This window comes from Steroidobacter sp. (assembly GCF_036402275.1).
Taxonomy (GTDB): domain Bacteria; phylum Pseudomonadota; class Gammaproteobacteria; order Steroidobacterales; family Steroidobacteraceae; genus Steroidobacter.
The window spans coordinates 1-25,963 of sequence record NZ_DASWTF010000021.1; the positions used below are offsets into that span (position 1 = coordinate 1).

23 protein-coding genes and 3 tRNA genes are annotated in these 25,963 nt (G+C 62.6%); 11 read left to right on the forward strand and 15 right to left on the reverse strand.

Annotated features, from left to right (window positions below; all coding sequences use genetic code 11):
- From VGD45_RS10850 to hemN, 8 genes are all read right to left on the reverse strand, one after another.
- A partial coding sequence (locus VGD45_RS10850) for a heavy metal translocating P-type ATPase metal-binding domain-containing protein (protein WP_331155317.1) occupies nucleotides 1-387 on the reverse strand: 387 nt, incomplete at its 3' end.
- A complete protein-coding gene (gene ccoG, locus VGD45_RS10855; RefSeq protein WP_331155318.1) occupies nucleotides 384-1,778 on the reverse strand; it encodes a cytochrome c oxidase accessory protein CcoG in 1,395 nt (464 codons plus the stop codon). The genes ccoG and VGD45_RS10850, both read right to left, overlap by 4 nt.
- Complete coding sequence (locus VGD45_RS10860) at nucleotides 1,775-2,056, reverse strand: hypothetical protein (RefSeq protein ID WP_331155319.1); 282 nt, start codon at nucleotides 2,054-2,056, stop codon at nucleotides 1,775-1,777. Before VGD45_RS10860 ends, ccoG begins: the two co-directional genes overlap by 4 nt.
- On the reverse strand, nucleotides 2,043-2,978 hold the full coding sequence (gene ccoP / locus VGD45_RS10865) for a cytochrome-c oxidase, cbb3-type subunit III (RefSeq protein ID WP_331155320.1): 936 nt from the start codon (nucleotides 2,976-2,978) through the stop codon (nucleotides 2,043-2,045). Before ccoP ends, VGD45_RS10860 begins: the two co-directional genes overlap by 14 nt.
- Complete coding sequence (locus VGD45_RS10870) at nucleotides 2,975-3,148, reverse strand: cbb3-type cytochrome oxidase subunit 3 (protein WP_331155321.1); 174 nt, start codon at nucleotides 3,146-3,148, stop codon at nucleotides 2,975-2,977. The genes ccoP and VGD45_RS10870 overlap by 4 nt, the downstream gene beginning before the upstream one ends.
- The gene (ccoO, locus tag VGD45_RS10875; RefSeq protein ID WP_331155322.1) at nucleotides 3,145-3,771 is read right to left on the reverse strand and encodes a cytochrome-c oxidase, cbb3-type subunit II; all 627 of its coding nucleotides are present in this window, start codon (nucleotides 3,769-3,771) and stop codon (nucleotides 3,145-3,147) included. The genes VGD45_RS10870 and ccoO overlap by 4 nt, the downstream gene beginning before the upstream one ends.
- Nucleotides 3,772-3,784: 13 nt before the next feature.
- Nucleotides 3,785-5,158, reverse strand: coding sequence for a cytochrome-c oxidase, cbb3-type subunit I (gene ccoN, locus VGD45_RS10880; protein WP_349263252.1), 1,374 nt, complete (start codon nucleotides 5,156-5,158; stop codon nucleotides 3,785-3,787).
- A 240-nt stretch (nucleotides 5,159-5,398) separates the two neighbouring features.
- Nucleotides 5,399-6,772, reverse strand: coding sequence for an oxygen-independent coproporphyrinogen III oxidase (gene hemN, locus VGD45_RS10885; protein WP_331155324.1), 1,374 nt, complete (start codon nucleotides 6,770-6,772; stop codon nucleotides 5,399-5,401).
- A 288-nt stretch (nucleotides 6,773-7,060) separates the two neighbouring features.
- On the opposite strand from hemN, the gene VGD45_RS10890 reads away from it, so the two are divergent.
- Together VGD45_RS10890 and VGD45_RS10895 are read left to right on the forward strand one after the other, a co-directional pair.
- Nucleotides 7,061-8,362, forward strand: a complete 1,302-nt coding sequence (locus tag VGD45_RS10890) for a cyclopropane-fatty-acyl-phospholipid synthase family protein (protein WP_331155325.1) — start codon at nucleotides 7,061-7,063, stop codon at nucleotides 8,360-8,362.
- Nucleotides 8,359-9,492: an NAD(P)/FAD-dependent oxidoreductase gene (locus tag VGD45_RS10895; RefSeq protein WP_331155326.1), complete on the forward strand. Its 1,134-nt coding sequence runs from the start codon at nucleotides 8,359-8,361 to the stop codon at nucleotides 9,490-9,492. The genes VGD45_RS10890 and VGD45_RS10895 overlap by 4 nt, the downstream gene beginning before the upstream one ends.
- On the opposite strand, the gene VGD45_RS10900 is transcribed toward VGD45_RS10895, so the two are convergent.
- The 3 genes from VGD45_RS10900 to VGD45_RS10910 are packed head-to-tail and all read right to left on the reverse strand — an operon-like array spanning nucleotide 9,485 to nucleotide 13,324.
- Nucleotides 9,485-11,869 (reverse strand): phosphoketolase family protein, encoded by a 2,385-nt coding sequence (locus tag VGD45_RS10900; RefSeq protein ID WP_331155327.1) that lies wholly within the window; start codon nucleotides 11,867-11,869, stop codon nucleotides 9,485-9,487. The genes VGD45_RS10895 and VGD45_RS10900 overlap by 8 nt on opposite strands.
- 33 nt (nucleotides 11,870-11,902) lie before the next feature.
- Nucleotides 11,903-12,547, reverse strand: a complete 645-nt coding sequence (locus tag VGD45_RS10905) for a response regulator transcription factor (RefSeq protein WP_331155328.1) — start codon at nucleotides 12,545-12,547, stop codon at nucleotides 11,903-11,905.
- Nucleotides 12,548-12,577: 30 nt separating this feature from the next.
- A complete protein-coding gene (locus VGD45_RS10910; RefSeq protein WP_331155329.1) occupies nucleotides 12,578-13,324 on the reverse strand; it encodes a sensor histidine kinase in 747 nt (248 codons plus the stop codon).
- 205 nt (nucleotides 13,325-13,529) lie between these two features.
- Here VGD45_RS10910 and VGD45_RS10915 point away from each other — a divergent pair, with 205 nt between their 5' ends.
- On the forward strand, nucleotides 13,530-15,044 hold the full coding sequence (locus tag VGD45_RS10915) for an ATP-binding protein (RefSeq protein WP_331155330.1): 1,515 nt from the start codon (nucleotides 13,530-13,532) through the stop codon (nucleotides 15,042-15,044).
- Between the two features lie 11 nt (nucleotides 15,045-15,055).
- Nucleotides 15,056-15,994, forward strand: a complete 939-nt coding sequence (locus VGD45_RS10920) for a universal stress protein (protein ID WP_331155331.1) — start codon at nucleotides 15,056-15,058, stop codon at nucleotides 15,992-15,994.
- A gap of 21 nt (nucleotides 15,995-16,015) precedes the next feature.
- Here VGD45_RS10920 and VGD45_RS10925 read toward each other — a convergent pair whose 3' ends face one another.
- Both VGD45_RS10925 and recQ read right to left on the reverse strand, forming a co-directional pair.
- Nucleotides 16,016-16,963 (reverse strand): ketoacyl-ACP synthase III, encoded by a 948-nt coding sequence (locus VGD45_RS10925; RefSeq protein WP_331155332.1) that lies wholly within the window; start codon nucleotides 16,961-16,963, stop codon nucleotides 16,016-16,018.
- An 87-nt stretch (nucleotides 16,964-17,050) separates the two neighbouring features.
- On the reverse strand, nucleotides 17,051-18,925 hold the full coding sequence (recQ, locus tag VGD45_RS10930; RefSeq protein WP_331155333.1) for a DNA helicase RecQ: 1,875 nt from the start codon (nucleotides 18,923-18,925) through the stop codon (nucleotides 17,051-17,053).
- A gap of 148 nt (nucleotides 18,926-19,073) precedes the next feature.
- Between recQ and VGD45_RS10935 the strand changes: the two genes are divergently transcribed.
- The gene (locus VGD45_RS10935; protein ID WP_331155334.1) at nucleotides 19,074-20,372 is read left to right on the forward strand and encodes an MFS transporter; all 1,299 of its coding nucleotides are present in this window, start codon (nucleotides 19,074-19,076) and stop codon (nucleotides 20,370-20,372) included.
- A gap of 135 nt (nucleotides 20,373-20,507) precedes the next feature.
- Here the strand turns inward: VGD45_RS10935 and VGD45_RS10940 are convergent, their stop codons facing one another.
- Nucleotides 20,508-20,786, reverse strand: coding sequence for a PilZ domain-containing protein (locus tag VGD45_RS10940; protein WP_116808918.1), 279 nt, complete (start codon nucleotides 20,784-20,786; stop codon nucleotides 20,508-20,510).
- 134 nt (nucleotides 20,787-20,920) lie between these two features.
- On the opposite strand from VGD45_RS10940, the gene VGD45_RS10945 reads away from it, so the two are divergent.
- Nucleotides 20,921-21,904 (forward strand): threonine/serine dehydratase, encoded by a 984-nt coding sequence (locus VGD45_RS10945; RefSeq protein WP_331155335.1) that lies wholly within the window; start codon nucleotides 20,921-20,923, stop codon nucleotides 21,902-21,904.
- 19 nt (nucleotides 21,905-21,923) lie between these two features.
- Nucleotides 21,924-22,763, forward strand: a complete 840-nt coding sequence (gene murI, locus VGD45_RS10950; RefSeq protein ID WP_331155336.1) for a glutamate racemase — start codon at nucleotides 21,924-21,926, stop codon at nucleotides 22,761-22,763.
- Here murI and VGD45_RS10955 read toward each other — a convergent pair.
- On the reverse strand, nucleotides 22,760-24,295 hold the full coding sequence (locus VGD45_RS10955; protein WP_331155337.1) for a sensor domain-containing diguanylate cyclase: 1,536 nt from the start codon (nucleotides 24,293-24,295) through the stop codon (nucleotides 22,760-22,762). The two genes, murI and VGD45_RS10955, sit on opposite strands and share 4 nt — an antisense overlap.
- Before the next feature lie 194 nt (nucleotides 24,296-24,489).
- Here VGD45_RS10955 and VGD45_RS10960 point away from each other — a divergent pair.
- From VGD45_RS10960 to tuf, 4 genes are all read left to right on the forward strand, one after another.
- Nucleotides 24,490-24,575, forward strand: a tRNA-Tyr gene (locus VGD45_RS10960).
- Between the two features lie 8 nt (nucleotides 24,576-24,583).
- Nucleotides 24,584-24,657 (forward strand) — tRNA-Gly (locus tag VGD45_RS10965).
- A gap of 55 nt (nucleotides 24,658-24,712) precedes the next feature.
- Nucleotides 24,713-24,788, forward strand: a tRNA-Thr gene (locus tag VGD45_RS10970).
- Between the two features lie 68 nt (nucleotides 24,789-24,856).
- Nucleotides 24,857-25,963, forward strand: a 1,107-nt coding sequence (gene tuf / locus VGD45_RS10975; RefSeq protein ID WP_331155338.1) for an elongation factor Tu, incomplete at its 3' end; no start/stop codon positions are given.

Genomic DNA, 25,963 nt, shown 5'->3' on the forward strand with positions numbered 1-25,963 from the left:
CACGCTGGCGCGACCGGTCGCGGCCTTGACGCTCACATCGAGAATGCCGGCATGCCGGCGCAGCACCTGATCGATGAGCCAACTGCAGGCCGAACATCGCAGGCCTTGGATCAGCAGAGTGACCGACGTCTGGCCTTTATCGGTTCGGATGAACTGTGAAGCGAACTGCGGGTCCGCGTAGACGCGCCACTTATCGGCCTCGACTTCAATGCCCGGCCGGGTCGAAGCGCCGTCGCGGTATCGATAGAAATCTCCCAGCCCTGCGCGGGCAATGAGCTCGGCGACGGCCTGGCAACCGCTGCAGCATACCGGCTCATCGCGTTGCTCGACGCGCGCGATCAGGAGCGATCCGCGCAACGGCTCGCCACAGTGGAAGCAAACGTTCACTGCGACACCGGCGCAATGAAACGAGCCTTGGAGCGGGCTTCGAGATCGCCATCATCCGAACGAGCCACGATCTGAATGTCGCGCCCGCCGCTGATCGAACTGCGGGGAGCGCGAATGCGGACCGCTACACTAACGACTTCGCCAGCGCCGACTCGCTGTAGTTCGCGGTCGGTATCCACGCTCACTCCGTCGATGCCTCGCGCCTCGATGTGCAGGGCGTGGTCGCGAGTGTCTTTGTTGATGAAGCGCACCGTGTAGACGTTTTCGATCAGATCGCCATCGAGGCGGCGATACAGAGCATTTCGGTCCCTGAGCACGTCGACTTCGACGAGCTGACGATTCGCGACAGCCACGCCGAAGCCGACGACCAAGGCGAGTAATACAGAGCCGTAGATCACGATGCGCGGTCTGAACACGCGCGTCGGCTTGTCATCCAGAGCGTTCTGTGTCGTGTAACGAACCAGACCACGTGGATAATTCATCTTATCCATGACGCTATCGCATGCGTCGATGCACGCCGCGCAAGCGATGCACTCGAGTTGCAAGCCCTGGCGGATGTCGATGCCCGTCGGGCAGGCCTGGACGCACAGCGTGCAATCGATGCAGTCGCCTAACCCTTTAGTCTTGGGATCGATACTGCGCGCCCGCGAGCCACGCGGCTCGCCGCGCTTCGCGTCGTAAGAAATAATGAGCGAGTCACGATCGAACATCGCGCCCTGGAAGCGAGCGTACGGGCACATGTATTTGCAGACCTGCTCGCGCATGTAGCCGGCGTTGCCATAGGTGGCGAAACCGTAGAACAGTACCCAGAACAGTTCCCAGCCGCCGAGCGAAGCAGTCAGCGCGGAGTCAGTCAGCGTTCGCACGGGAGTGAAGTAGCCGACGAAGGTGAACCCGGTGTAGAGCGCGAACGCGATCCAGAGCGCCTGCTTGCCGCTCTTGCGAAGCACCTTCTGCAGCGACCACGGCGCTTGGTCGAGGCGCATGCGCTGCTGGCGATTGCCTTCGGTCCAGCGCTCCATCCAGACAAAGATTTCGGTCCACACTGTTTGTGGGCAGGCGTAGCCGCACCACAAGCGACCGGCCAACGCGGTGAAAAAGAACAATGACAGCGCCGCGATGATGAGCAGCCAGCTCAGCAGGAAAAAATCCTGCGGGAAAAATGTCAGGCCGAAGATATAGAACTTGCGCGCCGGCAAGTCGAACAGCACAGCTTGCCGGCCGTCCCACTGTAGCCACGGCAGGCCGTAGAACAATCCGAGCAGCGCAATCGTGGCGGCGACCCGCAGCCGATTGAATCGGCCGGTAACCTCGCGCGGATAGACCTTCCGGTGAGCGATATACAGACTGCCGTCGTTGCTGACGGCGGCATCGGAGCGCACGGCGTTCATCGCTCGTCCCGGGTTTCGATCAGATAAGCAGTGAGAAAGCTGGCGATGGCGGCCATCATCCAGAAAAAGAAAAATCCGACGGTATAGCCGGCGCTACGGTCAGCCAGCCAGGCCGGCGGAGCGGCATCGTCCACGAGCAGTTGCGGGTCGAAACAAGCGAAGAACAACAGCGTGGCGACACAGGCCGCGAGAAACGAAGCCCAGAGCAGCACTCCCAGGTCTTTCAGGAAGTGCGGCCAGCGGGAGCGGTCGCGTGCAGTGAGTTCAGTTCGCGGCATGCGCTTGAGGCTCGTTCAAACCGAGCACGTAGGCCGCGAGCAGCCGGACTTTCATGTCGCCCAGCAGATCCTGGTGCGCCGGCATTTGATTGTCGCGCCCGTTGGTGACCGTCGCGCGCACGGAGTCGAAGTCGCCGCCGTGCAGCCAGACGTCGTCGGTGAGGTTCGGCGCGCCCAGCATCGAATTCCCCTTCGCGTCCGCGCCATGACAGCCGACACACAGAGTCTGGAAACGCTGCTGTCCGGCGCTGACCCAATCCGCCGGCGCCTTGCCGCCGCTCAGACTGAGGACATAGGAGGCAACCTCGTTGACGCCGCTGTCGCCGAGCACGCTGCCCAGGGCGGGCATCATGCCGTGGCGCCCTTGAGCAATCGTTTCCAGCAAGCGCTGTTCGTCGCCGCCCCAGAGCCAGTCCTTGTCGGTGAGATTCGGGAAACCTTTCGCGCCACGTGCGTCGGAACCGTGGCAGCCCGCGCAATTGGCGCCGAACAAGTTCTTCGCCATCGCCATTGCGTTGCCGTTGTTGGCCAGCTCTTGCAGCGAACGACCTTTCAGTGACGCGAGTTGAGCATCGAAGCTGGCTCTTTGCCGAGCGACTTGTTCTTCGTACGCGCCGACTGAGCTCCAGCCGGACGTGCCGGCGAAGTTGCCCAGGCCGGGATAGAACGTCAGATAGGCCGCGCCGAACACCACGGTGACGATGAACAGTCCCAGCCACCAGCGCGGCAGCGGATTGTTCAGCTCTTCCAGATCGCCGTCCCACACATGGCCGGTCTTGCCCGAGCCGTCGACGGTCGTTCGATCCGAAGCATCGGCTGCAGGCACGCGCGTGCGCGCTGTCCACCACATCAGCCACAGACACGCGACGATATTGATCGCGGTGAAGACGACTATGAAAACACTGGCAGGCAGGCTGATCATCGCGGCGCCTCCGGGTGGGTGTCCTGATCTTCGAGGGGCAGGCGGGCCATGCGCTCGAAATCATGCTGGCGGTTCTTGTTCCAGGCCCAGGCCCACAACGTCATGAAGGCCAGAAACAGGACCAACGTCAGTAGGCCGCGCACGATGCCCATATTGAAAACGATGTTCATTGTTGACCCTTCGCGGAACCGGCGGCCGCGCCGTGAAACTTGAGACCCTGCATGTATGCGATCAGCGCATCCATCTCGGTCCGGTTGCGCACGGCTGCGCCGGCATCTGCGATTTCTTGCGCCGTATAGGGAACGCCGATTTTCTGCAGCGCCTGCATCTTTGCTTGCGTGCCCGACGGATCGAGCGTGCGCTCGGCGAGCCACGGAAAGCCCGGCATGTTGGATTCCGGGACCACGTCGCGCGGATTCAACAAGTGAATGCGATGCCATTCATCGGTGTAGCGATCGCCGACGCGCGCGAGATCGGGACCGGTGCGCTTGGAGCCGAACTGGAACGGATGGTCGTACACCGCTTCGCCCGCGATGGAATAGTGACCGTAACGTTCAGTCTCGGCTGGTAGTGGACGCACCATCTGCGAGTGACAGTTGTAACAACCCTCACGCACATACACGTCTCGGCCTTCGAGCGCGAGCGCGGAGTACGGCTTTATCCCTGGCGACGGCTCGACGACCGAGCTCTGCATATACAGCGGCGCGATCTCGACCAGGCCACCTACGCTGATGACCACCGCGATGAGCGCGCCCATCAAGGCGATCTTCTTTTCGACGAGTTCGTGTTTCATGAGATTGCGACGATCAATGACTGGTGGCGGGCGCGAGCACGGCGACATCGACAGGCTTCGTATCGCGCACGGTGCGCCACACGTTGTAGGCCATGATCAGCATGCCGCTCAGGAACATCAGGCCGCCGAGCAAACGGATGGCGTAGTACGGATAAGTCGCTTTGAGCGATTCGACGAAGGTGTAGGTCAAGGTGCCGTCGTCGTTGACCGCGCGCCACATCAAGCCTTGCATCACGCCGGCGACCCACATCGAAGTGACGTACAACACGATGCCGACGGTGGCGATCCAGAAGTGCGCGTCCATGAGCTTGACGCTCCACATCTGCTGCTGGCCGAACAGCCTCGGAATCATCTGATACAGCGCCGCGATGGTGATGAAGGCGACCCAGCCGAGCGCGCCGGCGTGGACATGGCCGATGGTCCAATCGGTGTAGTGCGACAGAGCGTTCACGGTCTTGATGGACATGAGCGGGCCTTCGAACGTGGCCATGCCGTAGAACGACAGCGACACCACCAGGAACTTCATGATGGGATCGGTGCGCAGCCGGTGCCACGCGCCCGACATGGTCATGAGCCCGTTGATCATGCCGCCCCACGACGGCGCCAGCAGGATCAGCGAGAACACCATGCCGAGCGATTGCGCCCAGTCAGGCAGCGAGGTGTAGTGCAAGTGATGCGGGCCGGCCCACATGTAGATGGAGATCAGCGCCCAGAAGTGCACGATCGACAAACGATAGGAATAAATCGGCTTGCCGACCTGCTTGGGCACGACGTAGTACATCATTCCCAGGAAGCCGGCCGTTAGAAAGAAGCCCACTGCGTTATGGCCGTACCACCACTGCACCATGGCGTCGACCACGCCCGAATAGATGACGTACGACTTGGTGGGGGACACCGGAATCGCCAGGTTGTTGACGATGTGCAGGACCGCGATGGTGATGATGTACGCGGCGAAGAACCAGTTCGCGACGTAGATATGTTTCACCTTACGCTGAACGATGGTGCCGAAGAACACCACGCCGTAAGCCACCCACACGACCGCGATCAACAGATCGATGGGCCACTCGAGCTCGGCGTACTCCTTGCTCTGGGTCATCCCGAGCGGCAGCGTGACGGCCGCGAGCACGATCACCGCCTGCCAGCCCCAGAATGTGAATGCGCTGAGGCCGTCGGAGAACAGTCGTGCATGACAGGTCCGCTGCACAATGTAGTACGAGGTTGCGAATAGCGCCGAGCCGCCGAACGCGAAGATCACGGCGTTGGTGTGCAACGGACGCAGGCGGCTGTAAGTGAGCCAGGGAATATCGAAGTTCAGCGCGGGCCACAGCAGCTGCGCGGCGATGAGCACGCCCACCGCCATGCCGACGATGCCCCAGACGACAGTCATGATCGCGAACTGACGCACGACTTTGTCGTTGTAAGTGCCGCGCACGTTCGCATCAGCGCGCGAAATTGCGGCTTCGCTCGTAGCAGTGAGAACATTCGCGGACATCGTCAGCCTCGCCTCGGTATTTGAATCGCGAGACAAAGGTACCGTGCCGCTTTGTTTTTCTAATTACGGACAGCCCGAGAGAGACTGCGGGCCAGCCCTGAGTCGCGCAGCCGATTCAGGGTCCGCCTGATCCGCTCAGATGACTTTGGAGTACTGCGCCGGCGCCGAGCGCGTCAGATAAGCGTCGAACACCATGGCGATGGCGCGCAGGAGCGTGCGGCCGCGCTCGGTAACGTGAATGGCGTCACATTCGCTGGTAATGAGCCCGTCCGCGGCCAGACCCTGGAGCGCAGTCAGCTCGGTCGCGAAGTAGCTGTCGAAGTCGATTGCGTAGCGTCGCTCGATATCGCGCATCGAGACGTGGCCGCTGCACATGAGGCGCTGAATGACTTCGCGACGGAGCACGTCATCGACATTCAACATCACGCCACGCTCGACCGGCAGGCGCCCCTGATCCAGCGCTTCGTAATATCCGGTCAGATGTTTGTGATTCTGCGAATAGGAGTTGCCCACCGCGCCGATGGCGCTCGGGCCCAGGCCGATGAGGTCGCAGTCCCCGTGCGTGGAGTAGCCCTGGAAATTGCGATGCAAGCTGCCATCGCGCATGGCGCGCGCCAGGTCATCGTCCGGCAGCGCGAAGTGATCCATGCCGATGTAGATGTAACCTGCCTCGGTCAGCCGCTCCACCGTGAGCGCCAGCAGCTGCATTCTCGTTTCCGCGTCCGGCAACTGTTCGGCGCGAATCGCGCGCTGTGCTTTGAACAGGCGGGGCATGTGAGCATAGCCATAGGTCGCGATGCGATCGGGCCGCATCCGCACGACCGTGTCCAGCGTCTCGCCGAAGCTGGCGACATTCTGCAGGGGCAGACCATAGATCAGATCGAAGCTTACCGAGCGGTAGCCGAGCGCCCGAGCCTGGGCCATACATTGTTCGATCTGCTCGGCGCTCTGGCGGCGATTCACCGCTTGCTGGACGCGAGGATCGAAATCCTGCACGCCCAGGCTGAGCCTGTTGAAACCCAGGGCAGCCAGACCCGGCAGCGTCTCCGGGGCCAGCGTGCGAGGATCGATCTCGATCGAGATCTCTCGATGCTCGGAACGATCGATGCTGAAATGCCGGCCTAGTTGGTCGAACAGCGCCGCCAGTTGCGCCAAGGTCAGATAAGTCGGCGTGCCGCCGCCGAAGTGCAGCTGGCGCACGCTTCGGCGCCGGTCGAACAAAGCGCCTTGCAGCTCGATCTCCCGCTGTAAACGTTGCAGATACTGCTCGGCGTGCTTGGGATTGCGGGTGACGATCTTGTTGCAACCACAGTAGAAGCAGGGCTGCGCGCAGAACGGCACGTGCACATAGATCGACAGCGGTCGCGTGATTCCACAGTTGCTCAACAGCGCCACCCGTCGATAGCTTTGCGCGTCGAAGCCGCTGTGAAACTGAACCGCCGTGGGATAGGACGTATAGCGTGGTCCGTGGCGGTCGTAACGACGAATCAATGCGGCATCGAGTTTCATGGCTAAAGCGTCAAACCAGGGCCAGGCCCGGGAACCCCCAGGCCGCGGATCTGTTTTATTTATACGTTTAGTTATAAACGGGCGGGCGGCAGCGCCGCGCTCCGGAGGTCCACGCAGGCGGTGCGGGGTAGTCCGGGGATGGCGACACGCTGTAATCCTTGCCGGGAGCTCGCGGTGGGCTTGGCATCCTGGTCTGGTTCCTGGCCAATGCCGGGCAGACTCTTGCATCGAGCAAAAAAAATCCCAACTATGTCGGTTGGCGACTGCCAGCGGGGGCGGGTGAGAACAATGCAGACCTCTGAACAGCGGCCTATGACGACGTTTCGCGTGGCGAACGATGCGCCACAGGGTTCCACGCGGCAGGAGTCCTCGCCGCCGGCCACGCCCACTTCGCGACCGCATTCCTTCGAAGGTCGCCTGCTGCACGCATTGCTACATGCATTCGGCAATCCTCCGGTTCAGTTTGCGCTCTGGAATGGCGAGCGCGTGGGTTCCATCGGCAGCGAGCCCGTGGCCACGATGCACATCCCGGATCGATCCGCATTGGTGCGTCTTTGCATGGACCCCGACGTGCAGTTCGGCGAGCTGTACAGCGTCGGCAGGATCCAGGTCGAAGGCGATCTCGGCCGGCTCATCGAAGTGTTGTATCAGGGCGCGGCCCAGCCTGGACGCAATTCCATTTCGGCATTGCGGCACCTCGGCCAGTGGCTGCATCGGCGGCCCTCCAACACCTTGCTGGGGTCGCGCGAGAACATTCATCATCACTACGACATCGGTAACGAGTTTTATTCGCTGTGGCTGGGCTCCACCATGGCGTACACGTGCGCTTATTTCCCCACGCCGGACACCACCCTGGATCAGGCGCAGCTGGCGAAGTTCGAGCATGTCTGCCGAAAGGTCCAGCTGCGTCCCGGGCAGCACGTGGTCGACGCCGGCTGTGGCTGGGGTGGGCTGGCGCTTTACATGGCGCGCCACCATGGCGTGAAAGTCACTGCTTTCAATATTTCGCGCGAGCAGATCGCATACGCGCGTGAGCGGGCCAAGGAGGGCGGGCTCGAGCATCGGGTCGAGTTCGTCGAGGACGATTACCGAAATATCCGAGGCTCGTTCGACGCCTTCGTGTCCGTCGGCATGCTCGAGCACGTCGGGGTGGAGAACTATCCGGCGCTGGGCGAGCTGATCCGCGGGTGTTTGAAACCGCAGGGGCTGGGATTGATCCACACCATCGGGCGCAATCGCTGGAAGCCCATGCATCGCTGGATCGACCGGCGCATTTTCCCCGGCGCGAATCCGCCTTCGCTGAAACAGATGATGGACATTTTCGAGGATTCGGGCTTCTCCGTGCTGGACGTGGAGAATCTGCGGCTGCATTACGCCAAGACCCTCGACTGGTGGTGGCGGCTTTATGAGGAGTCGCGAGACCAGGTGGCCCGCATGTTCGATGAGAACTTCGTCAGGATGTGGCGCCTGTATCTGGCGGGCTCACGCGCGGCGTTCATTACTGGCGAGATGCAGTTGTTCCAGGTGGTGTTCGCGCCTGGCACAAGTAATAACGTTCCGATGACCCGCCATCATTTGTATCGATCATGAGCGCCGATTCCTGTGATGTGTTGATCGTCGGCGGCGGGCCGGCCGGCTCCACGTGCGCGCGCGTGCTGAAGAAGGCCGGGCTGGACGTGCTCATCATGGACAAGAGCGTGTTCCCGCGCGACAAGGTATGCGCAGGGTGGATCACGCCGCAAGTCGTGCAGGAATTGGATCTCGATGTCGATGACTATCGGCGCGGGCGCGTCCTGCAACCTATCGACTCCTTTATCACTGGCATGGGCGAGCAGGCCAATGCCGAGGTGCATTACCGGAAGGTGGTGAGCTACGGCATCCGACGCTGCGAGTTCGATCATTATCTGCTCGAGCGCAGTGGCGCGCGGCTGCGGCTGGGCGAGGCGTGGAAGTCGATGGAACGTCAGGGCTCGCGCTGGCTGGTGAATGGCGAGGTTTCGGCTGCGCTGGTCATCGGCGCTGGCGGACATTTCTGTCCGGTCGCGCGGCATCTCGGCGCGCATCTAGGCAAGGAAGAGCGTGCGATCAGCGCGCAGGAGATCGAGTTCGAGATGAATGACTCGCAGGCGGCGCAGTGCGCGGTCACTGGCGAGCGGCCCGAGCTGTATTTCTGCGACGATCTGAAAGGCTACGGGTGGTGCTTCCGTAAAGGCAATTATCTCAACGTGGGGCTGGGCCGCGAAGGCAATCACCGCCTCGCGGAGCATGTGCAAACGTTTGCTCGCTCACTGGCCACGCAGGGCAGGATTCCCTCCGACCTGCCGGGCAAATTCAAAGGTCATGCTTATTTGCTGTACGCCTACGGCAACCGGCCCGTGATCGCCGATGGAGTCATGATCATCGGCGACGCCGCTGGCCTGGCTTACACCCAAAGCGGCGAGGGCATTCGCCCGGCGATCGAGTCAGGTTTGATGGCTGCCTCCAATGTGCTCGCAGTCAACGGCGACTACCGTCGCGAACGTTTGTCTCGTTACGAAGCCGCCCTGCGCTCCCGCTTCGGCGAACGCGGCGAAGCCCCCGCACTCTCCATGCTTCCCGCTAAACTACGCCTCGCCCTCGCTCGCACCCTGATGCAAACCCAATGGTTCGCCCGCAAAGTCGTCCTCGACCGCTGGTTCCTCCACGCCCAGCTGCCCGCGCTGGGGCAGTCGCCTACTTAGCTGACCACTGCCAGTCCCGGACCTCGGGCATGTCTTCGCCGTGGCGGCGGACGTATTCGCGGTGCTCGATGAGTTTGTCGCGGAGGCGTTGGCGGAGATGGCCGGCTTGGGCGCCGAGACTGGGGACCAGGTCGATGGCGGCTTCGGCGAGGTGGAAGCGATCGAGGTCGTTGAGCACGGTCATGTCGAAGGGCGTCGTGGTCGTGCCTTCTTCCTTGTAGCCGCGCACGTGCAGGTTGTCGTGGCCGTTGCGGCGGTAGGTGAGGCGGTGGATGAGCCAGGGATAGCCGTGGAATGCGAATAGGATGGGCTTGTCCGCCGTGAACATGGAGTCGAACTCCTTGTCACTCATGCCGTGGGGATGTTCGCTCGCGGGTTGCAGCGTCATGAGGTCCACCACGTTCACTACCCGGATCCGCAGCGACGGCAGCCACTCTCGCAGCAGTGAGACTGCGGCCAATGTTTCCAAAGTGGGCACATCGCCCGCGCACGCCATCACGATGTCGGGCGAGCCGTCCTGATCGTTGCTGGCCCAGGTCCAGATCCCCGCGCCGGCGCTGCAATGTTTGATGGCCGCGTCCATGGACAACCATTGATGCTGCGGCTGTTTGCCCGCGACCACCACATTCACGAAATTGCGACTGCGCAGGCAATGATCGGTGACGCTGAGTAACGTGTTGGCGTCCGGTGGCAGATAAACTCGAATGACTTCCGGCTTCTTGTTGACCACGTGATCGATGAAGCCCGGGTCCTGATGGCTGAAGCCGTTGTGATCCTGCCGCCACACGTGCGAGGTCAGCAGGTAATTCAGCGACGCGATGGAGCGCCGCCAGGGAATGTGATTGCAGGTCTTCAGCCACTTGGCGTGCTGATTGAACATCGAATCAACGATGTGGATGAACGCCTCGTAGCAGCTGAAAAATCCATGGCGGCCGGTGAGCAGGTAACCTTCCAGCCAACCCTGGCACTGATGCTCGCTGAGCATTTCCATCACGCGTCCGTCGGGCGCGACGCTGGTGTCGCTCGACTCGACCTCGGCAACTGACATGCGTGAGGTGACCTTGAGCACTTCGTCCCAGCGATTGGAGGTGAACTCGTCCGGCGCGAACAAGCGGAAGTTCGCCGAGTTCATGTTCATCTTCATCACGTCGCCCAGGAACTTGCCTTGCACTCGCGTCGCCTCCGCGATGCGAGAGCCGGGCGTGGGCAGCTCGATTGCATACTCGCGAAAGTCCGGCAGACGCAGGTCCCGCAGCAGCACGCCGCCATTGGCGTGCGGGTTGTCGCCCATCCGGCGTTTGCCCACCGGCGCCAGCTCACGCAACTCCGGTCGGAGCTTGCCTTGGGAGGTAAACAATTCCTCCGGCTTGTAACTGCGCATCCAGGTCTCGAGCAGCTGCAGGTGATCGTTCTTCTCCGCGAGCTTGGCGAGTGGCACCTGATGCGAGCGCCAGCTGTTTTCCACCGGCACGCCATCCACCTCTTCGGGCCCGGTCCAACCTTTGGGCGTGCGCAGTACCAGCATGGGCCAGCGCGGCCGCTGACGAAAACCATTCTTGCGCGCCTCGGCCTGGATCTCACGAATGCGCTCGATCATGCGATCGAGCGTCTTGGCCATCGCCAGGTGAGTCGCGGCGATCGTATCCGCCTCGTCGATGAAAAAAGGCTCGTATCCGTAACCCTGCATCAGCTGCGCTAGCTCCTCGCGTGGAATGCGCGCGAGCACGGTCGGGCCAGCGATTTTGTAGCCATTCAAGTGCAGGATGGGCAGCACGGCGCCATCGCGCACCGGATTGAGAAACTTGTTCGAATGCCAGCTGGTCGCGAGCGGACCCGTCTCGGCTTCGCCGTCGCCGATGACGCAGGCGACGATCAGATCCGGATTGTCGAATGCGGCGCCGGTCGCGTGCGAGAGCGCGTAGCCGAGCTCGCCGCCTTCATGGATAGACCCGGGAGTTTCCGGGGCGACGTGGCTGGGAATCCCGCCCGGAAACGAAAACTGTTTGAACAGCCGCCGCAGGCCGTCCTTGTCCTCGGAAATATTCGGGTAGTACTCGCTGTACGTGCCTTCCAGATAAACGTTCGCGACCAGCGCCGGCCCACCGTGCCCCGGCCCGGCCACGTACAGCATGTCCAGGTCATATTTGCGAATGACCCGATTCAGATGCGCATAGATGAAATTCAGGCCCGGCGTGGTCCCCCAATGGCCCAGCAGGCGCGGCTTGACGTGCGATAGCTGCAGCGGCTGATCGAGCAGCGGGTTGTCCATCAGATAGATCTGACCGACCGCGAGATAATTCGCCGCGCGCCAGTACGCGTCGAGGCGGGTCAGATATTGCGGGGTGAGCGTGGGATCGTCGCGTTTCGCATCGGACATGACAGAAGCCTCCAGGGGATGCGAAGGCAATCGTCAGCCGCCGCTCAAAGTTTCGCCGTTCAGGGTCAAATGCATCTTCACCAGATGTGCCACCGAGCGCGCCTGCATTTTTTCCATGACATTGGCGCGGTGGATTTCCACGGTGCGCTCGCTCAGGCCGAGATCGATGGCGATGACTTTATTGGCGCGGCCGTCGACGACCAGGGCCATGACTTCGCGCTCGCGCGGCGTGAGCGATTCGCTGCGCCGCTTGAGGTCGGCATGCCGCTCGACGGTCTCGCGATTTTCCGCATCCTGTTTCAACGCGCCGTTGATGCGATCGAGCAGGTCCTGATCGCGGAACGGCTTCTGCAGGAAATCGAATGCGCCGTCCTTCATGGCCTGCACGGCCATCGGGATGTCGCCATGGCCGGTCATGAGGATCACCGGCAGCATGGAGCCGCTGCGATTGAGCTGCTGCTGCACTTCCAGGCCGCTCATTTCCGGCATGCGTACGTCCAGCACCAGGCAGCCGGGCTGATTGGGATCGAGCTTTTGCAGGAATTCCGCGGGACGCTCGAACGTGACGGCGTTGTAACCGACCGTGGACATGAGCACGCTCAACGCTCGGCGCATGCCATCGTCGTCGTCGACGATGTAGATGGTCGGTTTCTTGCGCAAATTATTTTTTGTGCTCATGGGATTTATCAGATTGCCGCCGGCCCAAGTTTATGAGATTGCCGCAGGCAATCTGAACCAGAACCTCGCGCCGCCGCCGTCGACATCGTCACAGCCGATGGCGCCTTCGTGCGCTTCAACGATAGCGCGGCTCGATGCCAGTCCCAAGCCGGTGCCTTGCTCCTTGCTGGTGAAAAACGGCCGAAACAAGTGTGCGCGAGCCTCCGTCGACAATCCTACGCCGTTGTCGACGACGGCCGTGGTTACGGCATAGCGATCTCCTGTCAACTCGACACGCACGCGCGCGGCGCGCTGCTCGGGACGCGGTACTTCGAGCGAATTCTGTACGAGCGTGTAAAGCACATGCTGAATGCGCAGCCGATCCACTGACACGCTGGGCAACGATTCCGCGACGGCGACTTCCAGCTGCACGCCGGCGCGGCTCGCGAGCAGTTCCAGCACGGGCATCAACTCGGCAAGAACATCGGTCATGGCGCAGACCGAGCGCGCCACGGCCGTATCGTTGAACAACTTGCGGATGCGTCGGATGCCCTGGCCCGCATTGAGCGCTTCGTTGCTGATGTGACGCAGAACGTCGATGGTCTGCGCGGTCATGGGTTCGGGGCGTGCCAGCATCCGCTCGGCGGCTTGCGCAAACGTGGCGATCGCGCCAATAGGTTGATTCAACTCATGCGCGAAGCCGCTGGCCATTTCTTCCAACGCCGAGGTGCGCGCGATCTGCATCAGCTGCTCCAGCAGTCGCGAGGTGTCGGGGTGGGGCCCGGGTTCACTGGCCATGGCGGAACCGTCGGTGGCCGACACAGACACGAGAGTGGAGCGGGGTTGCCATGGTTCCGTGAGTTTCATATGCGTCGCAGACTGCCGCAACCCCTGGCCGCCGACACCCGCGACTTCCACGGAAGCGACTACGCCCGCCCCGTAGACAAGATGCCAGGCAGCTGTCGTATTGTGCCGCTGTCAAAAGCGGCATAATTTGCTGACGATGGATCTGCTCAGCGACATCACCCAACACCTGCTGCGTTTTTCCCCCGACGCGCTCATCGTGGTCGACGCCGGCGGCCGCATTCGTTTCGCCAATCGGACGGTGACCGAGCTGTTCGGCTACGCCCCCGACCAGTTGCTGGACAAGCCGCTCGAAACGCTGATTCCCGAACGGCTGCGCGGCAAGCATGTCAGTCATCTGACCGCTTTCTTGGACAAACCGGGCAATCGCGAAATGGGCGCGCGTATCGCCGATTTGTTCGCCCGGCGCGCCGACGGCAGCGAGTTCGCGGCCGGCATCCGTCTCGCCCCGTTCAAGATCGGCGGCGCGCTGTTCGTGGCCGCCGCCATTCGCGACAACACCGAACGTCAGCAGATCAACGAAGCGCTGATCGCCGCGCGCGAAGAAGCGGACCGGGCGAATCGCGCCAAGAGCCGGTTTCTCGCCACCGCCAGTCACGATCTGCGCCAGCCCATTCAAACCATTCGTTTGTTGAATGCGGCCATGCTCAAGGTCTCGCCGCCCGATTTGCGGGAGCTGTTGCAACAGCAGGAGCGCGCCATCGAAGGCATGACGCGCATGCTCAACGCGTTGCTCGACATCAGTCGGCTGGAATCGGGCGCCATCGAGCCGCAGGTGACGAACGTGCCGCTCGCCGACCTGCTTCATCAATTGACGACCGAGTTCGAATCGGTTGCGCAGGCGCGTGGCATCGCCTTGCGCATCGAGCCCGCGGCTCTGATCGTTTCAACCGACCGGAATTTGTTTTATCAGCTGCTGCAGAACCTGGTCGGCAACGCCATGAAATACACCGACCAGGGCGAAGTCGCGGTCACCTGCGAGCCTGGCGCCGCGGCGCTGACCGTCACCGTGAGCGACACCGGCATCGGCATTCCGGCCGACAAGCTGGATCGAATTTTCGACGAGTACTACCAGGTCGACACCCAGGGTGCGAAGCGGATGGGCGTCGGACTGGGCCTGGCGATCGTGAAGGAAGTGGCCCGGCTGCTGGGGTTCACCGTCAGCATCAGCTCGCGCGTCGGCGACGGTACGCAGGCGACCGTGAGCATTCCCAATCAATATCTGACTGCCATGCCCGCCCGGACCGACGCTGCGAGCAGCGTCGGGCCGGTGGGCGGCACGACGCGCCGTGCGCGGGTGCTGCTGGTCGAAGACAATGACGGCGTCCGCCTGGCCACCGAGCTGTTCCTTCGCTTCGAAGGGTTTCACGTTCAGAGCGCTCAGTCCGCGGCTGAAGCCGAAACCTTGTTTGCAAACTGCCAGCGCGGCGATGTGATCGTCGCGGACTATCATCTCGACAGCCGCAACACCGGCTTGGAGTTGCTGACCCGGTTGCGCCAGCGCGTGGGCTACGACGTGCCCGGCGTCGTGCTGAGCGGCGATCTGCCATCGGTATTGCGCTCGTTGCGCACGTCGGTGCCCAACTGTCGGTTTTTGAGCAAACCCGTCGACACGGCGGCCTTGCTCGACGCGATCGATGAACTGTCTGCCTGAGGCATCCGCCGATGGGATATATCAAACAGATTCTGGTGATCGTCGACCCCACCGCCAGCGAACATCCCTCCGTCACCAAGGCTGCGTTGCTGGCCGAAAAGTTCGATGCACGGCTGGAGTTGTTCGTCTGTGACACGAAAGCTGCGCGTGAGATCCGCTTGCTGTCACACGTGCGCGCCCATCCCGCCGCGCCTCTTCATGTAAACATCAAGGGAATGTTGGAGTCGCTCGCCATGCCCCTGCGAGCGCGCGGCATCGACGTCACGACTGAATGCGTGTGTGCGGATCCGCTGCACGTCGGCCTCATCGATCGCACGCGTCATACCAGCGCCGATCTGGTGGTGAAGGACACGCATCATCATTCGCTGGCGCAGCGAACGTTTCTAACCAATACGGACTGGCTGTTGATTCGCGGTTGTCCGGCGCCGCTGTTGCTGACGAAAGGCAGGCCCTGGGCCGCCACGCCGCGCATCGTGGCCGCGGTCGACCCCGGCCACGTCAACGACAAGCCGGAGATCCTCGATCATTGGATCGTCGAGCATGCATCGCTGCTCGCGCAGCGCCTGCACGGCGAGCTGCATGTGACTCATGTTTATTTGCCGCTCGCGATCGTGGGCGCGGCGACGATTTCAGGCCCTTCGATGGCGGCCGCTCTGACGCCGGACGATCTGACGCGGGAAGAGCAGAGCCGTCGCAAGCAGATCACGACGTTGGTGAGCGAATACAACGTGCCGCCCGAGAATATTCATCTGGAATTGGGCGGGCCGGCGCAGGTCCTGCCGATCGCCGCTGAGCGCGTGCATGCGGATGTGATGACGATGGGAGCCATCGCGCGCAGCGGCTTGAAACGGATCTTTGTCGGCAGCACGGCTGAAGATGTGCTCGAACGGCTTCCATGCGATGCCTTGATCGTGAAGCCGCCACAGTTTGCCGAACACGCGGCGCTCTGAACGAGTGCCGCCGAGAGCAAGTTACGGAGCCCGTCTCACCAGCGCGCCGGCGGCCGAGTATCCACCGCCGAACGCAATCAACAGCGCATATTCGCCAGGCTCGAGCTTATGCGCGTAACGATGCAGAGTGATCGCGACGCTGGCGCAGCCGGTGTTACCCAACTCGCCGATGGTCAGCGCCACACGCTGAGGCTGTAGACCGAGATCGTCGGCGACGCTGTCGATGATGCGTTTGTTCGCCTGATGCGGGATCACCAGTCGCACGTCGCCCACCGTGAGCTTGTTACGCTCCAGGAGCAGGCGGGCCATGCCGGCCATCTCACGGCAGGCGTGCACGAAGATGTCCTTGCCATGATGCATGACCAGACCGCCGTCACGCGGCACCATGGTGATGCCGAATGGCCCCTTGCCACGGTCGGCCAGGCCGACGGTGTGCGTATCGAGGACTTCCAGCTGCAGCTTGCCCGGCGTGTCGCCGAGAATCAGCGCAGCGGCGCCGTCGCCCCACAGGTGACCGGACTTTTCATCGCCGTCGGAGGAATAGAGGCTGTTGTGTTCGGACGCGACCACCAGCGCCTTGCGCGAGCGGCCCGAAGCGAAGTACGCCGAGGCCATGTCGATGGCGTCGATGAAAGACGAGCAGGCCGTCGACAGATACATCGCCCGCGCATTGGCCAGCGAGAACTCCCGCTGCAAAACATGCGCGATGGTGCCGATCGTATCCCAGGGCGTGTAAGACGCGCCGATGATGAGGTCGACGTCCTCCAAGTTGGCGTCGCCGGTGCGTAACAGGTGCTTCACGGCTGCGATCGCCATCGAATTGGCGTTCTCGCCTTCGCCGGCGCGGCGGCGCTGGCGAATGCCGGTCAACTGCTCGAACCACGGCGAGGGCCGGCCGGTCAATCGCGAGAAGTAGTCGTTGTCCACGACTCTTTCCGGCAGGTACTCACCCGAGGCATGAATGAACATCGGTCGTCTCTGGACTGTCAAAGCGGAGCTCGGTAAGGCAATAGTAACTGGCGAGCCGCGCCTCCGGCGGCTCGTGAGGCGGCGGGATTATACAGGCGCGCGGGCCGCGCGGATTTCGTCGGTGAATAACTGCCCGTAACGCGCCAACTTCGCCTGACCCACCCCCGGGATGGCGGCAAATTCTTCCAGGCTGGCGGGTGCGCGGCGGACCATTTCGCGCAGCGTGGCGTCATGGAAGATGACGTACGGGGGCACACCGCTCTGGTCGGCCAGCCGTTTGCGCAAGGCTCGCAACCGGTCGAACAGCGGCTGGTCGGCCACGTGCACGTCGTCGGAGCCGCGGCCGCCCGCGTCGGACTTGCGTCGGCCGGACGGCGGAGCATCGGCGATGTGTACCTTGCGCTCGCCGCGGAGGACTTCCCAGCTGTGCGCGTTGAGCGACAGTACCGAATAGCCATCCTGAGTCTCCTGGACCAGGCCCTGATGGAGCAGGGCTCGCGCCACGCCGCGCCAGGCTTCGACGCTGTGCTGTTTGCCGATCCCGTATACGCTGAGCTGCGCATGTCCATTGTCGATCAGGCGCTGTGACTGGCTGCCGCGAAGAATGTCGATCAGATAGGCGGCGCCGAATCGTTCGCGTCGTTGCGCGAGCCGCGCGATACACGATAGGAATTGTTGCGCTTCAATGGTGCGGTCCTGCAGTTGACGGGGATTGCGGCAGTTGTCGCAATTCCAGCACGAACCGTGGAGCACTTCGCCGAAGTAGCGCAGCTGGATTCCCCGCCGGCATTCGGTGGACTCGGCGTAGTTGAGTACCTGTCGCAGCTGCTGCCGGGCCAGCCGCTGCTCGTCTTCCAGCGGCGCCCCCGTGTCGGGATCCACCTTTTGCTGGATCAGGAACTCGGCGGTGCGAATGTCGGCGGCACTGAAATACAAAATGCATTCGGCGGGATCGCCGTCGCGCCCGGCGCGGCCCGACTCTTGATAGTAGCTTTCCAGCGTGCGGGGCAGGTCGTAGTGGACCACCCAACGCACGTCGGGCTTGTTGATGCCCATGCCGAACGCGATGGTCGCGACGATCACGCGCGCGTCGTCGCGAATGAAGGCTTCCTGATTGCGGCGACGTTGCTCGGCGTCGAGGCCGGCGTGATAGGGCAGGGCGGCGACGCCGTCGGATTGCAATTGCAACGCGAGCTCGTCGACGCGCTTACGCGACAGGCAGTACACGATGCCGGCGCTTTCTTCGCGCGCTCGCGCGAGCAATTCGTCATACGTCCGTTTGTTCTTCGGGCGCACGCCGTAATAGAGATTCGGCCGATTGAAGCTGGCGACGTGCACGGCGGGCTCGTGCAGGGCGAGCTGGTTGATGATGTCCTCGCGCACACGCGGAGTGGCCGTCGCGGTGAACGCGAACAACGGAATGTTCGGGTGACGACGGCGGAGCGCGGCGAGCTGCCGATATTCGGGCCGGAAATCGTGTCCCCATTCGGACACGCAGTGCGCCTCGTCGATGACGAATGCATTGACGCCGCGGCCCGCGACGAGTCGCGTCAACACGCCGTCGAAAAATGACGATTGCAACAAGCGCTCGGGCGCGAGGTACAGCAGCTTGTATTCGCCCTGCGCCGCGCCTCGCAGGCGGGCGCTGACTTCGCTCTGTTCGAGGCTCGAGTTGATGTAGGTGGCGGCGATGCCGTTGTCCTGGAGCAGGCGCACCTGGTCCTGCATCAGCGCGATCAACGGCGAGATCACCAGCGTGATGCCGGGTTGCAGAACCGCCGGCAATTGAAAGCACAGCGATTTGCCGCCGCCGGTGGGCATGATGGCCAGCAGATCGCGGCCCGCCAGCGCGTCGCGCACGACGGCTTCCTGGCCGGGGCGGAAGGAGCTGAAACCGAAGCGGCTCTTCAGCGCGGCGCCAAGGTCGGGCAGGGCTGCGTCGATGGGTAAGGAGGCTGTCACCCGCACATCATCGCATTCCGATTCCCGCTTGTGATCGCTGGTAGCGGGCGGTTGCCACAATTCTTTGCCCACCCGATGCTTGGCGTGGATGGTACCCTCGCGTGTCCGCACCGCGACCGAGCGCAACCGATAACAACATGGGGGCTTCGTGACTGAACAGCAGAAGAATGCGCGCTTCGCACTGGCGGTCCTGTTCGGCATCAACCTGATGAATTTTTTCGATCGGCAGATCGCCGGCGCCTTGGGCGAGCCGATCCGCGTGGAGTTCGGGCTCAACGACACGCAACTCGGTCTGCTCGCCACCGTATTCACTCTCGTGTATGCCTTCGTGGGCGTGCCACTCGGGCGGCTGACGGACAACTGGCTCCGCACGCGCTTGATCGCCATTGGCGTGACGTTCTGGAGCGTGCTGACTGCGGCGTCGGGACTGGCGTGGAATTACGCGTCGTTCATGCTGACACGCATTGGTGTCGGCATCGGTGAAGCAAGCTGCGCGCCCGCGAGTCAGTCCCTCATCGGCGATTTGTACCCGCCGGAACGGCGCGCACGCGCCATGGCCATCTTCATGCTCGGCCTGCCGTTCGGGCTGTTCGCGGCTTATATGCTTTCCGGTGTTATCGCTCAGGCGTGGGGATGGCGCGCGGCGTTCTTCGTCGCTTGCGTGCCCGGCTTGATACTTGCGGCACTGGTGCTTCTCATCAAAGAACCGCCGCGCGGCGCCGTGGAAGCGCGCACGTCGCTTGCGCTGCCGGGCTCCCCTTTTCGATCGGTGCTGCGAATCAAGACGATGTGGTGGATCGTGCTGTCCGGTCTGCTCTATAACTTCAATGCTTACGCGGTCAACGTGTTTCAAAACCCGTTTCTACAACGATTCCACGAGCTCGGATTGAAGGATGCGAGCACGATTTCAGCGGTGTCGCTGGGGCTCACCGGCGCAATTGGACTGTTGCTCGGCGGCTGGCTCGGCGACCGATTGCGTACCCGGGCGAATGGGCGCGTACTGGTCGGCGCGTTTGCTTTGCTGTTGGCGGCTCCTTGTGTGTTCGCGGCGCTTCAACAGCCCAAAGGCGGCGTGCTGATGTTCACGGTGCTGATGGCCACATCGAGCGCGCTGTCCTTTGCGTATTACTCGACGACCTATGCCGCGATTCAAGATGTCGTCCCGCCCAACCTGCGCGGCACGGCCGTGTCGTTGTACTTCTTTGCGATGTACGTGCTGGGCGCAAGCTTCGGCTCGACCATCATGGGTGCGCTCAGCGACTTCTTCGCGCATCGAGCCATGATCAATGCCGGCGCGACTGAGATGGCGGACGTGTTCCGCGCGTCCGGCTTGCACAGTGCGATGTATGTAATCCCGCTGCTGATGTTGTTGTGCTCGGGATCGCTGTTCGGCGCGTCGCGAACGATCGCGGCCGATATGCGTGCGATGGGTTCGCAGGCCCGCTGACGAGATGAGATTGAGAGAAGATCCACGGGTACATGGATGTACCCCGCCGCCATCGGCGGCGGCGAGCCGCGAAAAGTCGCGCCTTTTTGCCTGCTCGCACGCGGGTCGTGGCAGGATGCCCGATCCCGCGTTTTATTATCGAGTGCCCGTGAGGCTTTCCATCATCAAGCCCGTGCCGCCCTTGGACACGTGGGCGACGATGGCCGTGCGACGATGAATCTTGGTGACGACGCCGAGATTGATGGCGAACGCCAGGTGCACGGTGGCGCCTTTTTTCAATCCCAGATTTTCGGTTTCGATGAACACGCCATTGGCGCTCAAATTGCGCGCGCGACACAGCTTGCCGGGACGCCCGGGAACGGAAACGTAGACGGCGGTACGCGCTCTATGACGTGTATGGAGACGTCGCTCCATGCTCAACTCCGCGAGTTTCGATGCGAGTTCATTATGCCGCGCTCCTAACCACCTGCGAAGAGGTGTGAAGAGGTGTTATGTCGCCAACGGACATCTATTATCAACACGGTCTCGTAGTCCCCTAGGTACTCTGCATGGTGTCACCGCTCACGCTTGACGAAATACGCCTTGCCGCCGGTCGGCTCGGCGATAGCGTCGTGCGCACGCCCGTGCATCGCCTGAATACGCCCGAGGTGCAACAGGCGGTTGGGCCTGATACCGAGACGTGGTTGAAGCTGGAGCTGTTCCAGCGCACCGGCACGTTCAAGGCGCGCGGCGCCTTGCTGAACGTGCTCGCGCTATCGCACGAGGCGCGCAAGCAAGGCGTCACTGCAGTAAGCGCCGGTAACCACGCGGCCGCCGTGGCTTTTGCCGCGGCCACGGCCGGCGTCAGCGCCAAAGTCGTGATGTTCGCGTCCGCCAATCCACTGCGTGTCGAACTGTGTCGCTCCTTCGGCGCCGAGGTTGTTTTCGCGGAAAACGCTCATGCCGGATTCGAGTTGGCAGCTCGCCTTGCGGAACAGGAAGGCAGAACGTTCATCCATCCTTTCGAGGGGCGCACGACAGCGCTCGGCACGGCCACCGTCGGCCTCGAGCTCTGTGAGCAGATTCCCGGCTTGGACGCTGTCATCGTACCGATTGGCGGCGGCGGGCTGTGCGCAGGTATAGCGTCCGCCGTGAAGTTGTCGGCGCCTCAGTGCGAGGTCTTTGGCGTCGAGCCCGAAGGCGCGGACACGATGCATCGTAGTTTTGCGGCGGGCGAGCCACGCTCCATCGAACGTGTCGCGACCATTGCCGACAGTTTAGGTGCGCCGTACGCCTTGCCGATCTCATTCGAATTATGTCGTCGCAATGTCGATGGTCTGGTTCGTATCAGCGACGCCGACATGCGCTCGGCGATGCGATTCCTGCTTCGTAACGCCAAGCTGGCCGTCGAGCCGGCGGGCGCGGCGGCCACCGCGGCGTTGATGGGTCCGCTCAGGGAACGGCTGCGCGGCAAGCGGGTCGGACTGATCGTTTGTGGCAGCAATATCGACGCGGCCACTTATGCTCGCCTGATCGCTGACGACCCACAGTAACAATTCTCAACAACGCTTCATGACGAACGCAAATTCGCTCCCCATCGGGGTGTTCGACTCCGGTGTCGGCGGTCTGACTGTGCTCCGCGCTCTCCGCCAACGGCTGCCCCACGAGCAGTTCATTTATCTCGGCGACACCGCGCGGCTGCCGTACGGGACCAAGAGCAGCGACTCGGTGCTGCGCTATTCGATCCAGGCCGCCGAGTTCCTGGTCAAGCAGGGCATCAAATATCTGGTGATCGCGTGTAATACGGCTTCATCGGTCGCGGTGGAACCGTTGCGCGAGCGTTTCGCGCCGATTCCGGTTATCGGGGTCATTGAACCGGGTTCGATGGCCGGCTGCGCAGCGTCGAAATCAGGCCACCTCGCCGTACTAGCGACCGAGGGCACGGTGCGCGGCGGCGCGTATCAACGAGCGATCACGCGATTGAAACCGACCGCGCAGGTGATGGCGCAGGCGTGCTCGTTGTTCGTGGCGTTGGCGGAGGAGGGTTGGACCGAGGGCGCGATCGCTGAAGCCATTGCGCACCGTTATGTTGACGAGTTGTTTCGTAACGATCCGGCGATCGATACGTTGTTGCTCGGCTGTACTCACTTCCCAGTGCTCGCGGCCGCTTTACGCGCAGTGATCGGTCCCTCGATCACCATCGTCGATTCGGCGGACACGACAGCAAAGGCCGTCCACGCGGAATTGTTGGAGCGTGGTTTGTTACGTGGAGCAGGGCCTTCGTTGCGACCCATCCTTCAGGCTACCGACAGTCCGGAGCGATTCGCGCGCGTCGGCAGTCGTTTCCTTGGTGAGTCGTTCGAGGCTGGGCAAGTCGAGCTGGTGGATATCAGCCCGACGGCTGGGGCCTAGCTTCGCGCGGCGACGGGGCTGCGTCTCGAAGTCGGCAGCTCGTCGTAAGACTCGACGCGATTGCGGCCGCAGAGCTTCGCGGCGTAAAGCGCGTGATCGGCCGCTTCCAGCAGCGCGAGCGTGCTGGGGAATCGTTGTTTGGTCGTGTACGTCGCGACGCCGATGGATGCGGTGATGTGAATGCCGCCTTCCTCGGCCCCATGATCCGCGCCCGCGAGCGACGCCAAAATGCGTTGGGCCACTTGGCGCGCCACCGCGCGGTCGGTGCTCGGAAGCACGACGATGAACTCCTCACCACCGAAGCGCGCCACGAGGTCGCTGCCGCGAACCACGGCTTGAATAGCCTGCGCGCAGCTGTGCAGAACTTTGTCGCCCACGGGAGTGCCGTACTTTTCGTTGACCAGCTTGAACCGATCGAGATCGATGTGTGCGACGCTGAGATCGCGACCGAAGACCACGGCCTGCGTGAACTCGCGATCCAGCATGCGATCCAGCCACGGGCGGTTGAGCACGCCGGTTAGCGCGTCGCGCCGGCTCGAATCCTCGGCTTCCTCGGTGCGCGTGAGCAGTACACTGGTCGTCGCCTGCAAGTTGGTCACCTCCTGCAGGGCGTGCAGGTTCCTCACCGCAAGTAACTCGCGCGCTTCGGCGAGGAGATTCTCGGAGTCGTCCGCTTCGAGGATGCTGGTCTCGTACAGGGCTTCGATTTCCGGGATCAGGCTCAGGATGCGCGCGACCACTTCGTTGAAGTGCTCGTGGCTCATGTGCAGCAGACGATGCGCGCGCTGGGCCAGCGCGGGAACCGAGCTTGCGCGGTCGGGGGAGAGGACCGCTTCGGCGAGGTCGCTGCCTAATGCGACGCAGCGCGCGAACTGACCTTCCTCGCTGTTCGCGGCGAACATCTGCGGCGAATGACTGGCCTCGACCGGCTTGCACAGCCGCTCGGGCAGGTTCCAGGACCGAAGCATCAGGGCCGTGTAGAAAGAGTGGTCCTTGCCCAGCTTGGCGATTTCGTACGCGACCCAATCTGCGTGCGTGGCGTTCGGCGGAAGTTGGCTGTAGAAGTCGCGCGCGGCGCGATCCAGCGCCAGCACACCCATGTCTTGCAGCAGGGCAGCCAGGAAAATGTCTTCGGCATGGCCGGTTTTCGCCGCCTCGCCAAAGGCGCGGGCGGCCGTGGCGGCCAGCAATGCACGGCGCCAGAAGCGGCTGTAATCGATGCCGGTCGCGCGCAGGGCGCGCATGGACGACACGAGAGAGAAGCTCAAGGCCAGTGTGAGAGCGGCGTTCAAGCCGATGATGACCAGCGCCTGGCGCAGGTTCTGGCTGGGACGGCGTTGTGCGTAAAATGCTGAGTTGGCGATGCGCAGGATCTTGGCCGTCATCGCGGGATCGCGGCCCACGGCGGTGGCCACCTTGGCCATTTCGATGTCCGGATCGCGCGCGAGGGTGATGATCTCCGTCGCGACTTGCGGCGGACTCGGGAAATCGATCTGGGCCTTGAGGCGTTGTTCGAGGTCCTGCGGCAGCATAGCCAGCGTCCATGAAGGGGCGTAAAAAGCGCGGAAGACGCCCCGGCCGGGGGGCTTCAACGCCTGTATCGGCCCTCGGGCAGATGGCTTAAGCGGGAATTTTGCTGGCGAAACCCTGAAGGTGGTCCGAAGTCGCCAAGTTGCTGTTGACACTCAAAAGGTTGGCGAAGAGAATGCCCGGCTCTTATGTCCGCGGAGGGGTACCCAAGCGGCCAACGGGGGCAGACTGTAAATCTGCTGGCTTATGCCTTCGTAGGTTCGAATCCTACCCCCTCCACCACTCCTCAAGCGGGTGTAGTTCAATGGTAGAACCTCAGCCTTCCAAGCTGATGGTGTGGGTTCGATTCCCATCACCCGCTCCATTGCGCATACCGCGATGAGTCGAGTGCTGCGGATATAAGAAGATGTTGAAGGGTCGCTCACGTAGCTCAGTTGGTAGAGCACGTCCTTGGTAAGGACGAGGTCACCGGTTCAATCCCGGTCGTGAGCTCCACTTCGGATCGTTGAGTCGTTCGTGTTTGCCATCTCGACTAAGTGACTTCTAGATAGAGGAACGCCGCTGTGGCCAAAGAGAAGTTTGAACGCACCAAGCCGCACGTGAACGTAGGCACCATCGGCCACGTCGACCATGGCAAGACGACGTTGACGGCTGCTCTGACGAAGGTGATGGCGGAGAAGCACGGCGGCGAGTTCAAGGCGTACGACCAGATCGACAAGGCGCCTGAAGAGCGCGCTCGTGGTATCACGATCGCGACCGCGCACGTGGAGTACACCTCGGATGCGCGTCACTACGCGCACGTGGACTGCCCGGGCCACGCCGACTACGTGAAGAACATGATCACCGGCGCGGCGCAGATGGACGGCGCGATTCTGGTGTGCTCGGCCGCTGACGGCCCGATGCCGCAGACGCGCGAGCACATCCTGCTGGCCCGTCAGGTGGGCGTGCCGTACATCGTGGTGTTCCTGAACAAGGCGGACATGGTGGATGACGCCGAGCTGCTCGAGCTGGTGGAAATGGAAGTGCGCGAGCTGCTGTCGAAGTACGACTTCCCTGGCGACACGACCCCGATCGTGAAGGGTTCGGCGCTGAAGGCGCTGGAAGGCGATCAGAGCCCGATCGGCGTGCCGGCGGTGGTGCAGCTGGTGGCGGAAATGGACAAGTACATTCCGGTGCCGGAGCGTGCGATCGACGGCGCGTTCCTGATGCCGGTGGAAGACGTGTTCTCGATCTCTGGCCGCGGCACGGTGGTGACGGGTCGTATCGAGCGCGGCATCGTGAAGGTGAACGACGAAGTGGAAATCGTCGGCATCAAGGCGACGCAGAAGACCACCTGCACGGGCGTGGAAATGTTCCGGAAGCTGCTGGATCAGGGCCAGGCGGGTGACAACGTGGGCGTGTTGCTCCGTGGCACGAAGCGCGAAGAAGTGGAGCGCGGCCAAGTGCTGTGCAAGCCGGGTTCGATCAAGCCGCACACGCAGTTCGAAGCCGAGGTGTACGTGCTGACGAAGGAAGAGGGCGGCCGTCATACGCCGTTCTTCAAGGGCTATCGTCCGCAGTTCTACTTCCGCACGACCGACGTGACGGGCGCGGTGGAGTTGCCGGCGGGCGTGGAGATGGTCATGCCGGGCGACAACATCAAGATGGTGGTCGAGCTGATCGCGCCGATC

What these genes read in the sequence shown, in the direction of transcription:
- ccoG (WP_331155318.1), bottom strand. Translation starts at nt 1,778, where the DNA reads ATGAACGCCGTGCGCTCCGATGCCGCCGTCAGCAACGACGGCAGTCTG.
- VGD45_RS10860 (WP_331155319.1), bottom strand. Translation starts at nt 2,056, where the DNA reads ATGCCGCGAACTGAACTCACTGCACGCGACCGCTCCCGCTGGCCGCAC.
- ccoP (WP_331155320.1), bottom strand. Translation starts at nt 2,978, where the DNA reads ATGATCAGCCTGCCTGCCAGTGTTTTCATAGTCGTCTTCACCGCGATC.
- VGD45_RS10870 (WP_331155321.1), bottom strand. Translation starts at nt 3,148, where the DNA reads ATGAACATCGTTTTCAATATGGGCATCGTGCGCGGCCTACTGACGTTG.
- ccoO (WP_331155322.1), bottom strand. Translation starts at nt 3,771, where the DNA reads ATGAAACACGAACTCGTCGAAAAGAAGATCGCCTTGATGGGCGCGCTC.
- ccoN (WP_349263252.1), bottom strand. Translation starts at nt 5,158, where the DNA reads ATGACTGTCGTCTGGGGCATCGTCGGCATGGCGGTGGGCGTGCTCATC.
- hemN (WP_331155324.1), bottom strand. Translation starts at nt 6,772, where the DNA reads ATGAAACTCGATGCCGCATTGATTCGTCGTTACGACCGCCACGGACCA.
- VGD45_RS10890 (WP_331155325.1), top strand. Translation starts at nt 7,061, where the DNA reads ATGCAGACCTCTGAACAGCGGCCTATGACGACGTTTCGCGTGGCGAAC.
- VGD45_RS10895 (WP_331155326.1), top strand. Translation starts at nt 8,359, where the DNA reads ATGAGCGCCGATTCCTGTGATGTGTTGATCGTCGGCGGCGGGCCGGCC.
- VGD45_RS10900 (WP_331155327.1), bottom strand. Translation starts at nt 11,869, where the DNA reads ATGTCCGATGCGAAACGCGACGATCCCACGCTCACCCCGCAATATCTG.
- VGD45_RS10905 (WP_331155328.1), bottom strand. Translation starts at nt 12,547, where the DNA reads ATGAGCACAAAAAATAATTTGCGCAAGAAACCGACCATCTACATCGTC.
- VGD45_RS10910 (WP_331155329.1), bottom strand. Translation starts at nt 13,324, where the DNA reads ATGGCCAGTGAACCCGGGCCCCACCCCGACACCTCGCGACTGCTGGAG.
- VGD45_RS10915 (WP_331155330.1), top strand. Translation starts at nt 13,530, where the DNA reads ATGGATCTGCTCAGCGACATCACCCAACACCTGCTGCGTTTTTCCCCC.
- VGD45_RS10920 (WP_331155331.1), top strand. Translation starts at nt 15,056, where the DNA reads ATGGGATATATCAAACAGATTCTGGTGATCGTCGACCCCACCGCCAGC.
- VGD45_RS10925 (WP_331155332.1), bottom strand. Translation starts at nt 16,963, where the DNA reads ATGTTCATTCATGCCTCGGGTGAGTACCTGCCGGAAAGAGTCGTGGAC.
- VGD45_RS10940 (WP_116808918.1), bottom strand. Translation starts at nt 20,786, where the DNA reads ATGGAGCGACGTCTCCATACACGTCATAGAGCGCGTACCGCCGTCTAC.
- VGD45_RS10945 (WP_331155335.1), top strand. Translation starts at nt 20,921, where the DNA reads ATGGTGTCACCGCTCACGCTTGACGAAATACGCCTTGCCGCCGGTCGG.
- murI (WP_331155336.1), top strand. Translation starts at nt 21,924, where the DNA reads ATGACGAACGCAAATTCGCTCCCCATCGGGGTGTTCGACTCCGGTGTC.
- VGD45_RS10955 (WP_331155337.1), bottom strand. Translation starts at nt 24,295, where the DNA reads ATGCTGCCGCAGGACCTCGAACAACGCCTCAAGGCCCAGATCGATTTC.